The 14357-nt window shown below is 31.8% G+C and carries 16 protein-coding genes; 6 read left to right on the top strand and 10 right to left on the bottom strand.

The genetic code is table 11. The annotated features are described in order from the left end of the window. The 5 genes from DPN68_RS02785 (at position 1) to clpX (ending at position 5593) form a co-directional block, all read left to right on the top strand. Positions 1-1596 carry a G-D-S-L family lipolytic protein gene (locus DPN68_RS02785; RefSeq protein WP_113988069.1) on the top strand — a complete coding sequence of 532 codons (1596 nt, stop codon included), beginning with the start codon at positions 1-3 and terminating at the stop codon, positions 1594-1596. A gap of 75 nt (positions 1597-1671) precedes the next feature. Next, positions 1672-2016 (top strand): phage holin family protein, encoded by a 345-nt coding sequence (locus DPN68_RS02780; protein ID WP_113988068.1) that lies wholly within the window; start codon positions 1672-1674, stop codon positions 2014-2016. A 192-nt stretch (positions 2017-2208) separates the two neighbouring features. Next, complete coding sequence (gene tig, locus DPN68_RS02775; protein ID WP_113988067.1) at positions 2209-3537, top strand: trigger factor; 1329 nt, start codon at positions 2209-2211, stop codon at positions 3535-3537. An 81-nt stretch (positions 3538-3618) separates the two neighbouring features. Then, the gene (clpP, locus tag DPN68_RS02770; protein WP_113988066.1) at positions 3619-4290 is read left to right on the top strand and encodes an ATP-dependent Clp endopeptidase proteolytic subunit ClpP; all 672 of its coding nucleotides are present in this window, start codon (positions 3619-3621) and stop codon (positions 4288-4290) included. Between the two features lie 70 nt (positions 4291-4360). Continuing rightward, positions 4361-5593 carry an ATP-dependent Clp protease ATP-binding subunit ClpX gene (clpX, locus tag DPN68_RS02765; protein ID WP_113988065.1) on the top strand — a complete coding sequence of 411 codons (1233 nt, stop codon included), beginning with the start codon at positions 4361-4363 and terminating at the stop codon, positions 5591-5593. Positions 5594-5643: 50 nt separating this feature from the next. On the opposite strand, the gene DPN68_RS13135 is transcribed toward clpX, so the two are convergent. From DPN68_RS13135 to DPN68_RS02755, 4 genes are all read right to left on the bottom strand, one after another. After that, entirely contained in the window at positions 5644-5781 is a 138-nt protein-coding gene (locus DPN68_RS13135) for a hypothetical protein (RefSeq protein WP_157958493.1), read from the bottom strand. Positions 5782-5802: 21 nt separating this feature from the next. After that, positions 5803-7371 carry an OmpA family protein gene (locus DPN68_RS02760; protein ID WP_113988064.1) on the bottom strand — a complete coding sequence of 523 codons (1569 nt, stop codon included), beginning with the start codon at positions 7369-7371 and terminating at the stop codon, positions 5803-5805. Positions 7372-7525: 154 nt separating this feature from the next. Next, positions 7526-7684, bottom strand: a complete 159-nt coding sequence (locus DPN68_RS13130) for a hypothetical protein (RefSeq protein WP_157958492.1) — start codon at positions 7682-7684, stop codon at positions 7526-7528. 6 nt (positions 7685-7690) lie between these two features. Beyond that, a complete protein-coding gene (locus DPN68_RS02755) occupies positions 7691-9211 on the bottom strand; it encodes a GH3 auxin-responsive promoter family protein (protein ID WP_113988063.1) in 1521 nt (506 codons plus the stop codon). An 89-nt stretch (positions 9212-9300) separates the two neighbouring features. Here DPN68_RS02755 and DPN68_RS02750 point away from each other — a divergent pair, with 89 nt between their 5' ends. Then, positions 9301-10092, top strand: coding sequence for a DUF2797 domain-containing protein (locus DPN68_RS02750; RefSeq protein WP_113988062.1), 792 nt, complete (start codon positions 9301-9303; stop codon positions 10090-10092). A 37-nt stretch (positions 10093-10129) separates the two neighbouring features. On the opposite strand, the gene DPN68_RS02745 is transcribed toward DPN68_RS02750, so the two are convergent. From DPN68_RS02745 to DPN68_RS02725, 6 genes are all read right to left on the bottom strand, one after another. Then, the gene (locus DPN68_RS02745; RefSeq protein WP_113988061.1) at positions 10130-10774 is read right to left on the bottom strand and encodes a DUF6705 family protein; all 645 of its coding nucleotides are present in this window, start codon (positions 10772-10774) and stop codon (positions 10130-10132) included. Positions 10775-10935: 161 nt separating this feature from the next. Then, positions 10936-11295 (bottom strand): hypothetical protein, encoded by a 360-nt coding sequence (locus tag DPN68_RS02740; RefSeq protein WP_113988060.1) that lies wholly within the window; start codon positions 11293-11295, stop codon positions 10936-10938. Positions 11296-11298: 3 nt separating this feature from the next. Beyond that, a complete protein-coding gene (locus tag DPN68_RS02735; RefSeq protein ID WP_113988059.1) occupies positions 11299-11757 on the bottom strand; it encodes a DUF6973 domain-containing protein in 459 nt (152 codons plus the stop codon). 242 nt (positions 11758-11999) lie between these two features. Beyond that, entirely contained in the window at positions 12000-12167 is a 168-nt protein-coding gene (locus DPN68_RS13125; RefSeq protein ID WP_157958491.1) for a hypothetical protein, read from the bottom strand. A gap of 78 nt (positions 12168-12245) precedes the next feature. Then, complete coding sequence (locus tag DPN68_RS02730; RefSeq protein ID WP_113988058.1) at positions 12246-12794, bottom strand: DUF6705 family protein; 549 nt, start codon at positions 12792-12794, stop codon at positions 12246-12248. Positions 12795-12805: 11 nt separating this feature from the next. Beyond that, a complete protein-coding gene (locus DPN68_RS02725; RefSeq protein WP_133256556.1) occupies positions 12806-14353 on the bottom strand; it encodes a hypothetical protein in 1548 nt (515 codons plus the stop codon). Positions 14354-14357 lie beyond the last annotated feature (4 nt).

The raw sequence follows: 14357 nt of genomic DNA, 5'->3' as shown, positions 1-14357 counted from the left end.
ATGAAAAATAAATATATATATATAGCTGTTTTAGCTGCTTTCGGTTTTGCTTCGTGTGAACCAGAATTTGAGAATGAAGTAAATGCAGATTATACAGCAGGAGAAGCTGATTTTACTTCTTATGTTGCTGTGGGTAATTCATTAACTGCAGGTTACATGGATAGAACTGTTTCAAGAGTTAGTCAACAATATTCTTTTCCTAATTTATTAGCTCAAAAATTTGCATTAGTTGGTGGTGGTGAGTTTACTCAGCCCTCTTTTGCAGATGATGTTAATAATTTAGGAGGTTTAATGTTAGGAGGAGCTCCTATTGAATATGGGACAGGAGAAAATCAATATCCAACAAGATTAATTATTGATGCATCCGAAGGTAGACCAGAAAATATTGCAGGAACTTCTACAATCGAAGTTTCAAATGTTCAAAGAACTGCGTACAATAATATGGGAGTGCCGGGAGCAAAATCATTTCACCTATTAACACCAAATTATGGCGATATTGGTGTTGTGGCGATTGGTTTGTCAAATCCGTATTTTGCTCGTCATGCGACTTCTAATGCAGCTACAGTTTTAGGTGATGCAATGACTAAAAACCCAACATTCTTTACCAATTGGATTGGTGCTAATGATGTTTTAGCATATGCAACTTCAGGAGGTTCGGGTGTAGATCAAACTGGAAATCCAAATCCCTTAAGTTATGGTTCTAATGATATTACTGATCCAACTTATTTTGCAGGAGTGTATTCAACAATTATAAATACGTTAACGGCAAATGGAGCTAAAGGTGTTGTTGCAACTGTGCCAAGTGTTACATCTATCCCTTATTTTACTACTGTTCCTTACAATCCGCTTTCTCCAGCCGCTTTAGGAGGTCAAGCAAATATTGACGCGCTTAATGCAGCCTTATACGGACCTTTAGATGCTGTTTTTACAACTTTTGGTGAACCAAATAGAGTTAATCCTTTGTCTGGAACATCTGCAAACCCTATTTTAATTTGGGATGTTGACGCAATTGACAGAACTGCTGAAATTACAGGTGGATTAATGTTGCAAGGTGTTCCTGCGCCAGTGGCTGCTGAAATTGGAGCTGCATTTGGTAAAGCGCGCCAAGCTACGGCTAATGATTTAGTTGTTTTACCAGCTTCTGGAGTTATTGGTACGCCAAACGCTAATGCTTCGGCTACTTTAGTTGCTTTAGGTGCAAATATCAATGGAGTTTCTTACCCAATGGCAAACAGATGGGTGTTAACGGCAAATGAAAGAGCTAAAGTTGCAGCTGCAACAACCGCTTATAATAATGCTATCATTTCAATTGCAAGCGCTAATAATTTAGCTGTAGCAGATATGAATGCAATTTTAAATCAATTAGTTTCAGGGTTAAGGATTGAAACTGGACAATTATATACGGCTAACTATTTTAGCGGACCATCAAATGAAGGAGCTGTATTGTTTTCTTTAGATGGTGTACATCCTAATGCTCGTGGATATGCAGTTATTACAAATGAAATTATAAAAGTAATTAACAGACATTACAAGTCTAACTTACCTTTATATCATCCTTCTTATTTCCCAGGTATAAATATTTTACCTACAAATTAAGACAGGAGTATTTATAAAAAAATGAAAAAGGCACCATTTTTGGTGTCTTTTTTTTGTAATTTTAAAAATAAAAACATGAATTTACTTATCCGATTATTAATTACAACTATTCTTGTGTTTGTAATTTCCTATTTCTTGCCTGGAATAACAGTTGTTGATTTAACTACGGCTTTAATTGTTGCGGCAGTTTTAGGAGTTTTGAATGTGTTTCTAAAACCAATTTTAATCTTCTTAACTATTCCAGCAACAATAATAACTTTGGGATTGTTTCTTTTGGTAATTAATGCAGTCATTGTTTTAATTGCGGATCATTTCGTTTCTGGATTTCTAGTTTCCGGATTTTGGAGTGCTTTATTTTTCAGTATTTTACTTTCTTTCGGGCAATCTGTAATGAATAAAATATTGATTAATGAAGAATAAATTATAGTATTCTGAAATTGCCATAAATAAAGTCGTTTCCTTGCAAATATCTATAACTAAATGGCGATACCATATGTTACTTCTAAAAATAAAATTTAAACATATGAAATTCAATTAATTAAAAACTTGTTTGAGTTGTAAAAAATATATAATTTTGCAACCCGAATTTCATGATATAAAAATAAAGAAATAATGAACATTTCAAGATCGCAGGTGGATGCCTTAAATGCTATTGTAACAGTAGCAATTTCAAAAAATGATTACGCTGACAAAGTTGCTAAAGTTTTAGCAGATTACAGAAAAAATGCTAATATTCCTGGTTTTAGAAAAGGAGCTGTGCCAATGAGCTTAATTGAAAAGCAGTATGGTAAAGCAGTTTTGTTAGATGAAGTGAATAAAATTTTACAAGCTTCTTTAAATGATTATTTAGTAGAAGAAAAATTAGATATATTAGGAAACCCTCTTCCAAAAATCACTGAAGATTTCAATTGGGATAAAGAAGATTTTACTTTTGAATTTGAATTAGGTTTGGCTCCAGAATTTAAAGTTGACTTAAATGCAAAATCAAGTGTAGTAAAATACGAAATTGTTGCTGATGAAAAAATGTTAGACGAACAAGTGGAACGTATTCAAAAGCAATATGGTAAATTAATCTCTCAAGATAAAGTTGCTGAAGATCACACTTTAAGAGGAACTTTTACTAATGAAGAAAAAGGAATCAACAATACAACTACAATTACTTTAGATATATTCAATGATAAAAAGACAGCAAAATTATTTGTTGGTAAAAAAGTAGGTGATATAGTTGAATTAAAAACCAAAGGTTTATTTGACGACGATCACAAATTAATGGATTATCTAAAAGTGGGTCACGATGATGTACACGGTTTGGACATTGTAGTTAATTTTACTATCGAAGAAATCAATTCAGTAGAAAAAGCAGAATTAAACCAAGAATTATTCGATAAATTATTTGGTGAAGGTGTTGTAACTTCTGTTGAAGATTTAAAAGCTAAAATTAAAGAAGATGCTGAAGGTCAATTCGCGCAACAAGCTGATCAGAAGTTTTTAAATGATGTAATTGAATCGTTAATTGAAAACACCAAATTCGATTTGCCTGAAACATTCTTAAAAAAATGGATTCAAACTGTAGGTGAAAATCCACTTTCTGAAGATCAAGCTAATGAGGAATATGCAAAATCTGAAAAAGGATTGCGTTACCAATTAATCGAGGGTAAAATTATTGCTGAGAATAACTTGCAAATCACTTTCGAAGATTTACGATCTCATACAGCGGTTTTAATTAAACAACAAATGGCGCAGTTTGGACAATTAAACCCAACAGACGAAGAAATTGACGGAATCGTAGCTAGAGTAATGTCGAATCAAGATGAAGTGAAGCGTTTATCAGAACAAGTAATGAATGAGAAAATGATGCACTTGTTCAAGGAAAAAGTAAATGCTAAAGCTAAAAAAGTAAATTACCAAGAGTTTATTAAAGCAATGTACGGAGAAGAATAATTTCTCATAAAAAATAATTATCTTTGAACGTCAGACTCTATAGTTTGACGTTCTTATTTTAAACCTTTAATATTTTTATATATGAATTTTGGTAAAGAATTTAAAAATTACGCTACAAAGCACCATAGAATCAATAGTTTGTATTTGGATAAATTGGTAAGTAGAGTAACGCCAATTGGTATGACGCCATACATCATGGAAGAGCGCCAAATGAATGTAACTCAACTTGACGTTTTCTCTCGTTTGATGATGGATAGAATTATCTTTCTTGGAACAGGAATTGACGATCAAATTGCCAATATTGTACAAGCACAGTTGTTGTTTTTAGAAAGTTTAGATGCTTCTAAAGACATTCAAATTTATGTAAATTCTCCTGGTGGAGGTGTTTACGCTGGATTAGGGATTTATGACACTATGCAATTTATTAAGCCAGATGTAGCTACTATTTGTACAGGAATGGCGGCTTCAATGGGTGCGGTTTTATTATGCGCTGGAGCAGCTGGAAAAAGAAGTGCCTTGCCACATTCAAGAGTGATGATTCACCAACCATTAGGTGGCGCACAAGGACAAGCTTCAGATATCGAAATTACAACGCGTGAAATTTTAAAATTAAAAAGCGAGTTGTATGAAATTATAGCTAAACATTCAGGACAAGACATCGATAAAGTTCATAATGACAGTGATAGAGATTATTGGATGATTGCTAGCGAAGCAAAAACTTACGGAATGATTGATGAAGTATTAACAAGATAAAATCAGTTTTCGGTTTTCAGTCTCAGTTTACATTTTACTGCGACTGAAAACTGCGACTGTTGACCGAGAAATGGCAAAAGAAGTATTAGAATGTTCGTTTTGTGGAAGGAAAAAGCCAGAAACTAATTTATTAATTGCAGGTATTGATGCGCATATTTGCGACAGATGTATCGAGCAGGCACATGGTATTGTCCTAGAAGAATTACGCCAAAGTGGCAAAAGTGAGCTTATGGTTGACTTGGTGTTGCAGAAACCCAAGGAAATAAAAGCATTTTTAGATGCTTATGTAATTGGACAAGAGCAAACCAAAAAAGTAATGAGTGTAGCGGTTTACAACCATTACAAAAGATTATTGCAAAAAAATCAAGAAGACGAAGTAGAGATTGAGAAGAGTAATATCATCATGGTTGGGCAAACGGGAACAGGTAAAACATTAGTAGCAAAAACCATTGCTAAAATGTTGAATGTGCCGCTAGCTATTGTTGATGCAACTGTTTTAACTGAAGCAGGTTATGTAGGAGAAGATGTGGAGAGTATTTTAACACGTCTACTTCAAGCCGCAGATTATGATGTGGCCAAAGCAGAAAGAGGAATTGTTTTTATTGATGAAATTGATAAAATTGCACGTAAAAGTGATAATCCATCAATTACAAGAGATGTTTCTGGAGAAGGTGTGCAACAAGCATTATTGAAGCTACTTGAAGGAACAGTTGTAAATGTTCCGCCGAAAGGAGGAAGAAAACATCCAGATCAGAAATTTGTTGAGGTGAACACCCAAAATATTTTATTCATAGCTGGTGGTGCCTTTGACGGAATCGAAAGGATTATTTCTAAACGATTAAATCGTCAAGCAGTTGGTTATGGTTCTTCAAAAAATACTGATAATATTGACCAAGATAACTTACTGCAATATGTAATTCCAAAAGATTTAAAAGATTTTGGTTTAATACCTGAAATTATTGGACGTTTACCGGTTTTAACTTACATGGATCCATTGGACGCAGCTACTTTAAGGGCTATTTTAACGGAACCAAAAAACGCTTTAATCAAACAGTATAAAAAATTATTCCTAATGGATGATGTGGAATTTACTATTGATGAAGAAGCATTAGATTTTATTGTTGGAAAAGCGCTAGAGTATAAATTAGGAGCAAGAGGTTTGCGTTCTTTATGCGAAGCAATTTTAACAGATGCTATGTATGATTTACCAAGTTCTGACGACAAAGAATTACACATAACAAGAGATTTAGCTGCGCAAAGTTTAGATAAAAATTTATTACAACGTTTGAAGACTGCTTCATAATAGAAAATCATTGTAAAAAAACAAAGGCGACCAATTGGTCGCCTTTTGTATTATGCATTCTTTTTGTTTTCTATCGTGTTTTGCTTTTTGTCACTTTTAACGTATCTACTTTTGCAACTCCAGCCGCTTGAGCAAGAGGTTAGTAAAAAAGAACCTGAAATTAATGTAATTGCTACTGCTTTTCTCATGATTTTGATATAGTTGTGTGTTTATTTGATAATTTTAAATTCAACGCGTCTGTTTTTCTGATCTTCTTCAGTTGTACATTTTGTGCATTTTACAACCGGATTAGCTTTTCCAAATCCTTTTGAAGTTAAACGGTCTTTTGTAATTCCTTTTTTAACTAAATAGTCATAAGCTGCTTTTGCTCTTTTATCTGATAAAGGCAAGTTGTAATTTTGTGAACCTTTAGTGTCGGTATGTGCCTCAAGAGCTAATTTCATATTTGGAAATTGTTCCAAAACTTCCACAATTTTGTTTAAAGATAATTCCGATTCAGGAAGTAAGGTTGCTTTGTTGAATTCAAAGAAGATGTTTTCAATAACAATTGCATCTTCAGTAACAATTGCTTTTGCTTGTTTTAATTCAATCGGGTTAGTTATGATTTTCTCTGAAGTGAAATTGGTAGAAAATGGTTCGTAACCTTCTTTGTCAATAGTAATATAATTATAAGAAATAGGATTGATTTCTACATTTACCTTTCCATCTTTGTCTGAAATTGTTTCCGTTATGGTTTTACCAAATTCATCTTTAATAATAACTTTTGCATTTGGTAAAGCTACTCCAGTTTTTTTCTCAACAATGGTGAAATTAGTTTTTCCTTTTTCTAATTGTTTGATTTCGAACTTTAAAATATCAAAATTTCCTGCATTTGATTTGTCAGTAGAAACATAACCTTTGTTGCTATCAACTAATACAAAAGCTAAATCATCTCTTCTAGAGTTTAAAGTAACTCCTAAATTTAAGGCTTGTAAATAGTTGTCTCCAACAATAGAAGATCTAAATACATCATAACCACCCATATTCAAATGGCCTTTAGAAGAAAAATACAAATGTTTATTGTCAGGAGTAACATTTGGGTATTTTTCATCTTCTTTAGTATTTACATTTGGGCCTAAATTTTTATAAGCGCCAATTGTTCCGTCAGGATTGATTTCAGCTACATAAATATCAAATCCTCCAAATCCTCCAGGGATATCTGATGCAAAATAAAGTTTAGTGCCATCAGCAGAAATTCCCGGTGTTTCAACAGAATAGTTTTCAGGTAATAAGTCAATTTTTTTGATATTTCCCCAAAAAGGTCTGTTTGTTGTTGTGTCTAATTGCGCACTATACAATTCGTAATGATTGGTTTTGTTCGGATTTTCTTGCGTAAAGAAAATAGTTTTTTGATCTGGAGAAAAAGTTAAAGATCCTTCGTTGTTTTTAGAATCCAAATCTTTTGAAAACAATAAAGGAAAAGACAAGTTGCCATCTTTATCAACGTCTACACAATATAAGTTGTTGTTGAAAGCGTTAGTTTCTTCGTTAAAAGTAGTTTCGTAATGTCTTCTCTTTTTATTTGATAAGATAATGTATTTGTTTCTAAAAAAAGTGGTGCCAACTTCATTTAATTCCGAGTTTATTCCTGAATCGCTTAAAACATAACGCAATCCTTTAGTAGAATTCTTTAAAATGTTTGAAATAGAATCAGCACCTTCAACACGTTGTGGTTCTTGTGCAATTAAAGCTTGGCTTAAAAATAATGTGGCAATTAATGTTTTTACAAATACTCTCATAAAACCTTTTCTTAATATAAATTTAAAATCGGGTGCAAAAGTATGAGAATTTCTTTAAAATAGATACTTTAATTCATTAATTTTTAAACATTTGTTAAACATTTCGATAAAGTGTACAAATAATCGACGAAATGCGTTTTTGTTATATTTATAGTTAAGCTAAACTATTTTTGTTATAAATATAACTTTCAAGAATTGGAACTTCTGTTTTTTTAATTTCACATCGTCTTGGTCCACAACCATATCTTTTTGGTCCGCAAGAAGCAAGAAAACCTAAGATTAAAAGGGTGAAAATAATTTTATCTTTTTTCATATTTTTTTAAATTGTAATTAGTTGTAGCTTTAAAAGTTCGTCTAAATACTTTCTATCATTAGATAACCTTGGAACTTTGTGTTGTCCACCCAGTTTGTCATTTTCTTTAAGCCAGTCATAAAACAAACCAGAACGCGCTACATTAATTGTTAACGGGTTTAATGTCATGTTATTGTGTCTTTTAGCTTCGTAATCCGAATTGAGTTGTTGTAGGTTGTTATCCAAACATTTTGCGAAATTTGCTATACTATCTGGATAGGACTTAAATTCAACAATCCACTCGTGAGCTCCTTTTGCTTTGCCTTCCATGAAAATAGGGGCAACGGTATAATCTATTACTTCACAGTTCAATTCAGAACACGTTTTAGCAATGGCTTTATCGGTATTCTCAACCATTAATTCTTCACCAAAAACATTAATATGATGTTTAGTTCTACCAGTAACCATAATACGATACGGATTCAAAGACGTAAATCTAATGGTATCACCAATCATATAACGCCAAAGTCCAGAATTAGTAGTGATAACCAAAGCATAATTTTTAAACAACTCCACTTCACTCAATGGAATTACTTTTTGATTGGCAGTTCCAAAAGTATCCATTGGAATAAATTCATAGAAAATGCCATAATCCAACATCAACAGTAATTCATTGGAATTATTTTGGTCTTGAATAGCGAAAAATCCTTCTGAGGCATTGTAAATTTCATAGTATTTGAAGCTTTCTTTTGGAAACAACTTTTTATATTGTTCGCGATAGGGTTCAAAATTTACGCCACCATGAAAATAGACTTCTGCATTAGGCCAAATTTCCAATAAATTTTCTTTGCCTTTGGTTTCCAATGTTTTGTTAAGTAAAACTAACATCCAACTAGGAACTCCAGCCAAACTGGTTACATTTTCATTAATGGTTTCATTGATGATGGCTGGTAATTTGGTTTCCCAATCGCCCATTAAAGAAACTTTATTGCATGGTGTGGAACTAAATTCTGCCCAAACAGGCATATTGTCAATTAAAATGGCCGATAAATCACCAAAAAAAGTATTGTTGTTTTCATACAGTTGCTTGCTGCCACCCAAACGCAAACTTTTTCCGGTGAACAATTGCGAATCTTCATTATTGTTCAAATACAAACACAACAAATCTTTGCTCGCTTTGTAGTGACAATTTTCTAAAGCTTCACTACTAACAGGAATGAATTTGCTTTTAGCATTGGTAGTTCCAGAAGATTTTGCAAACCATTTTATAGGGGTGTTCCAAAAAACGTTTTGTTCACCTTTTCTGGTTTTTTCAATTAGGGGTTCCAATTCTTCGTAAGTGGAAACAGGAACTCTTTCGGCAAAGGTTTTGTAGTTTTTTATGCTTGAGAAATCGTAATTCTTGCCAATTTCAGTTTGTTCTGCGGCTTTTAGTAAACTATGCAAAAGTTCTTCTTGTACCTCATTGGGATATTTTAAAAACAATTCCATTTGATGAATTCGTTTTTTGAGCAACCATGAAGCTATAGAATTTATGAGTAAAGACATAGTTTAATTATGAAATTTGCTTGAAGCGTTATAACTTTACCAAAAATAACATTTTTTTTAAATTATTACTCATAAAAATTCATTTCATAATGACATACCAAGGCGTACTTCAGAAAATGCAAACCGAATTCACCAATCCAATTGCTTATTATTTGGTTTTTGAAGATAGTTTTTTGAATGTAAATCAGCTGCTTGGTAAAGAAATTGAAATTAATTTTCAAGGGTACCAATGTTTAAATTGTAGTCAATCCAAAAAAATATTTCGTCAAGGATTTTGTTACGATTGTTTTATGAAAAGTCCAGCAGTAGGGGATTGGATTATGAAACCCGAATTATCAACAGCACATTTAGATATCGAAGATAGAGATTTAGACTACGAAAAACGCGTACAATTGCAACCACATATTGTTTATTTGGCATTATCGAGTGAAGTTAAAGTTGGTGTTACAAGAAAAACGCAAGTTCCCACCCGATGGATTGATCAAGGTGCCATTCAAGCTATTCCGATTGTTGAAGTGCCCAATCGTTATTTAGCAGGAATTACCGAAGTAGCTTTAAAAAACCATTATGCGGATAAAACGAGTTGGCAAAAAATGCTAAAAAATGAAGTAGCACCAGCCGATTTATTTGCCGAAAGAAACAAAGCCGCCGATTGGTTACCAAGTGAAGTACGCCAACATTTTGCAACAGAAAGTCAAATTTTTGATTTGCATTATCCTGTTTTGCACTATCCAAAAAAAGTAACAAGCTTAAACCTAGACAAAACTCCAAATTACACCGGAACCGTAACCGGAATTAAAGGACAATATTTGCTTTTTGAAGACGGCACCGTTTTTAATGTTAGAACGTATGAAGGTTATGTGGTGAAAATGAGTTTATAAAAAAAAAGCGGTTTTTGAATAAAAACCGCTGTAAAGATTATTGTTTTATTAAAATATACTCTCCAAAAGGAATTTTGAATGGAGCAGGGATGATAGGATTACCATTTGCATCATGACGCTGGGTTTGATTAGTAGTAAAGAACCAAATTTTAATTTTTTCTACCCCATTTTCAATAAATTTTCTTACTACCATATAACCATTTGCAACACCCATACCATCGTAATTGGGTTCTGAATAGGAAAACTTCATTCGTTTTTCATCTTGTGAACATTCACTGCATTTTGGGAAATCAGTTGAACGACGTAAAAACATATCGCCAATTAAATTGTGCTCTAAATTTGAATCATAATCATTGCCATAATTAGTGTTAATATTGTGAAGGGTATTTATTTTTTCTATACCGTTTTCTATATAACGGTATTCTCCTATTAATAAATCTTCATTATATGAATTCAAACCATTGAAATTGGATATGTTATCTCTTTTTTGTATTTTTATTGTTAAGCTTGTGTTCCCTTGCGTTAAAATCCAAGTTCCAACAAATTGATCTCTAAAGTTATTAATGTCTTTGTAATAGACACCTCCAACTTTTCCAATTATTGTATTGTTGTCGTATCTATCTATAATTTGTGCTTTACAGCTTATGCTGAAAATAAGTAAAAAAATAATTGATTGTTTCATAGAGTTAAAAATACAGCAGTTTTTTTATAAAACCGCTATAAAAATTATTGTTTTGTTAAAACATACTCACCAAAAGGAATTTTGAATGGAGCAGGGATGATAGGATTACCATTTGCATCATGACGCTGGGTTTGATTAGTAGTAAAAAACTGTAAAATGTATTAAAATTTTTCAGTAATTATAATAGAGTTGTCTTTTGTGAATTTTATTACAAATTCATCAAAATACATTACGCCATTAGTATAATAACCAAAACCTTTAGTTATTTCATTATTGTCTACATAAAGTTTCAAAATATAAGAACCATCGCCACCAGATTTATTACAATTATCTAGCGCCCCTGTCTTTGAATTGTTAGGTGTTATGTTTTTTAGAACTAAAGGACTACATTTTTGATTACCAATTAATAAAATGCTATCAATTTTACTTTCGGATTCATTAATGATTTTAACAATATTATTTGAACTTGTGCATGATGAAATAATAGAGAAAATAAAAACACACAAAATGGATTTTTTCATAATTTATTGGTCAGTTGGTATTAGTATTGAATATATAGTTGGATAATAAGGTGAATTCGGATTTAAATTATTTAAATATCTCAAACCGCCTATATTTAAAAAATCTATAACATTTTGAGTTACAATAAAAATATTTGAAGTTTCTCCAATTAGCCTCCCTTTTTCATTATTATATAAATCCATATCAATTTCTTTTTGAGGAAAGGGATTGTCGGGATCAATATTTTCTTCGTGTGCGGTTGTTAATTGTTCAGCTAATGTTGCACCGCAGAAACCTGTAAAATAAGCATTCCATAATGCATGTCTTAACGCATCACCTTTTCCATTATGCGAATTTGATGGAATGAAAGTGTTTGGGAAAAGTTCGTTTGATTTTTCTAAAGCCTTATAAGCTGAAGCCATATACCACATTTTTCTATTTGGTAGTAAGTCATCAAAAATGGCTCTTTCAGTATTAGACATTTGATTTCTAAACTCTTCATATTTATTATTCCAAATGTTTACAACATCTAGTTCTAAATTAATTGATGTTTCAATTAACTCATTGGCAAACTCTTTACTATCATTGCTCCAATTTTGATTTATTAAATAACTTAAGATTTGATTGTATTGATCAGGATTTTGATTAACCCATAATTTTTGATGTAAATATAAACTATTATAAAATAAAATTATGTTTCTAGACTCATTAAAATTGTCTTGGTTTAAAACAGGTGAAGTAATAGTTTCATTCTCTTCATCTTGAGAAGGAGAAGCAAATGGGTCGCCATCAGCGCTTCCGCCGCCACTGCCAACACCAGAAAATGAATCGCCAAAATTATTATCGTTGTTATTACCACCGCCAGACCAAAAATCATCATCGCCACTGCCATCTTTATCAATAATAAAACAAAAATAGTAGCCTTAATTTTACAAAGCTACTATTTTAAAAAGAATGATTTTTAGAGGTTTTATTGTTTAATAAGTTCACAATTAGTTGGTACTCTGAAGTCTAATTGCGGAGCTGGTTCGCCTGGCAAAATTGGTAAATATCCAGTTACTACTAGTTCCCAATGCAATTTTTCAATACCACCAATATTTGAATAAGTTAAATAAACTTTTGCGCCAATTTTTGGTCTTTCAGGGTCATCAAAGAATAGAGCAATTTTTTCTGTACCATAATTCAAAAATGTAAAGCGAATTTTCGAATCATTACCTGTGAAATTTTCTGTATTCACAACTGTATTACCATTTACAACATATTTATATTTTCCTTGAATATCATCTCTAAAATGGTCGGCAATTGGAACCATTAACCCTTTATTTAAAGTAACTGTAAATGTATTTCCATTTTGGCTAAATATCCATGTTCCTGTAAACTTATTTAAAATATTATTGTTGTCTTTTACATAACAGCCATCAGGTGTCTCATTGCGAATTTCACCTAATGTATAAACAGGTGTTTGACCTTTACAAGCCGTAGCAATTAAAATTGCAGTTAAAATTATTAGTTGTTTCATATTTTTAATTTTTAATTACAAGGTGTCGTTACTTTATTGTTATTTGCATCTACTGTGATTTTACTCCAGTTACTTATATCTGAATTAGCTTGATATAAACCAATACCATAATTTGCTAAACCTTTAGTTACTTCAATAATCACATCTTCATCTGTTAAGTTTTGCTTTTCTTGCATCGATTTGTTAAAATTATCCCTTAACTGAGCATTTTGCTCAGTCCAAAGATTATACCCATTTGTATCAAACATGGATTCATTTTCAATCATCATGGCAAATACCCCAGCACGCGTTACTACCATTAGAGTAAGTTTGTCTTGTGATTTTTGATTGTATTTTCTCCATTGATAAATTGCGTTGAAAGTCATTAAGTCTTCAAAGGTAAATGTAGGCAACATATCTGGTCTGTCAAAATGTGAATGAAGTAAGCCTGACATTGAACCGTCTTCTGGAACAGTTACGGTTATAAAAGTACTATTTACACTACCATCATTTTGTATTAATTGTGTTTTGTTTTGATTGTCATCTACAAAATTAAATCCTTTTTCATAATTTAAATTTAGAACTTGTGGAGTCTTAAAATTATTAATTTTATCTTTTAAATTTGGAGTATTGTTAGTGATATTTTTAACTTTATTGCAGGGTGTCAAAGAAGGTAAATTACCTGACAAACCTGGTTTAACAGGTGAAGTAATAGTTTCATTTTCTTCATCTTGAGAAGGAGAAGCAAATGGGTCGCCATCAGCGCTTCCACCTCCACCGCCATGTGGGTCGTCAAAACCATCATTTCCACTTCCTCCAGACCAAAAATCATCATCACCGCCACTGCCATTTCCACTTCCGCCTTCGTCAATGCAATTCACTTTTACTCGTTTAGTATACGTTTGAGTACAATTTGCCCCTGCATGATGCTCAGTTCCTCCCCAATTACACATTGTATATTCAACATAACAATCTGAATTAGTTGTGTTTTCAAAATTAGTTTTATTTAAACCTGAAAAATGAATAGCTCTACTTTTTTGAATTGTTCCCTCAAATATAAAGGAATTATCGATTGAATTTGTAATGCTTGTAGGTGTATATTTTATTAATACCGCTTTTTGGTTGGCATTGTTGTCTTCTTGTATAACCAAATTTTCAAAAAAAGAATCATCAGTAACATTATCTCGATTGATTAACATAGTGTAAGAAGTAATGGAGTTGTATTCTATCACTTTTACATTCCCATCTAAAATTGTAAAACCATGTTGATTTTCGAAACTACTTCTTTGATTAGTTGAGGTAATTTTTTCAAACAAACTACTAAATTTTTTATCCTTTTTAAATAATTCATTAAATTTTACCTCTCTGATTTTAGGTTTTGAATTAGAATTTTGCCTTTTCTCATAAATTTCATCTTTTTCGCAACTGCCTAATAGCATTGCTGTGATAAAAAGCAAAGTAATTTTTTTAAGATTATGCTTCATATATAGTTTAATAAAAATTTCTACAAAACTAATCTTTAAAAACAACCTAATTTTACGGTAAAACCGTAAAAATGCAATAAATTTTATTTTTTTCAAAGTA

The sequence above is a fragment of the Flavobacterium tibetense genome (assembly GCF_003293845.1).
Classification (GTDB): Bacteria; Bacteroidota; Bacteroidia; order Flavobacteriales; family Flavobacteriaceae; genus Flavobacterium; species Flavobacterium tibetense.
This window is presented reverse-complemented; position numbering and strand designations above follow the sequence as displayed.

Bases quoted from the DNA above. Each gene is read 5' to 3' on its own strand.
- DPN68_RS02785 (WP_113988069.1), top strand. From the start codon at position 1: ATGAAAAATAAATATATATATATAGCTGTTTTAGCTGCTTTCGGTTTT.
- DPN68_RS02780 (WP_113988068.1), top strand. From the start codon at position 1,672: ATGAATTTACTTATCCGATTATTAATTACAACTATTCTTGTGTTTGTA.
- tig (WP_113988067.1), top strand. From the start codon at position 2,209: ATGAACATTTCAAGATCGCAGGTGGATGCCTTAAATGCTATTGTAACA.
- clpP (WP_113988066.1), top strand. From the start codon at position 3,619: ATGAATTTTGGTAAAGAATTTAAAAATTACGCTACAAAGCACCATAGA.
- clpX (WP_113988065.1), top strand. From the start codon at position 4,361: ATGGCAAAAGAAGTATTAGAATGTTCGTTTTGTGGAAGGAAAAAGCCA.
- DPN68_RS13135 (WP_157958493.1), bottom strand. From the start codon at position 5,781: ATGAGAAAAGCAGTAGCAATTACATTAATTTCAGGTTCTTTTTTACTA.
- DPN68_RS02760 (WP_113988064.1), bottom strand. From the start codon at position 7,371: ATGAGAGTATTTGTAAAAACATTAATTGCCACATTATTTTTAAGCCAA.
- DPN68_RS13130 (WP_157958492.1), bottom strand. From the start codon at position 7,684: ATGAAAAAAGATAAAATTATTTTCACCCTTTTAATCTTAGGTTTTCTT.
- DPN68_RS02755 (WP_113988063.1), bottom strand. From the start codon at position 9,211: ATGTCTTTACTCATAAATTCTATAGCTTCATGGTTGCTCAAAAAACGA.
- DPN68_RS02750 (WP_113988062.1), top strand. From the start codon at position 9,301: ATGACATACCAAGGCGTACTTCAGAAAATGCAAACCGAATTCACCAAT.
- DPN68_RS02745 (WP_113988061.1), bottom strand. From the start codon at position 10,774: ATGAAACAATCAATTATTTTTTTACTTATTTTCAGCATAAGCTGTAAA.
- DPN68_RS02740 (WP_113988060.1), bottom strand. From the start codon at position 11,295: ATGAAAAAATCCATTTTGTGTGTTTTTATTTTCTCTATTATTTCATCA.
- DPN68_RS02735 (WP_113988059.1), bottom strand. From the start codon at position 11,757: ATGTCTAATACTGAAAGAGCCATTTTTGATGACTTACTACCAAATAGA.
- DPN68_RS13125 (WP_157958491.1), bottom strand. From the start codon at position 12,167: ATGGCAGTGGCGATGATGATTTTTGGTCTGGCGGTGGTAATAACAACG.
- DPN68_RS02730 (WP_113988058.1), bottom strand. From the start codon at position 12,794: ATGAAACAACTAATAATTTTAACTGCAATTTTAATTGCTACGGCTTGT.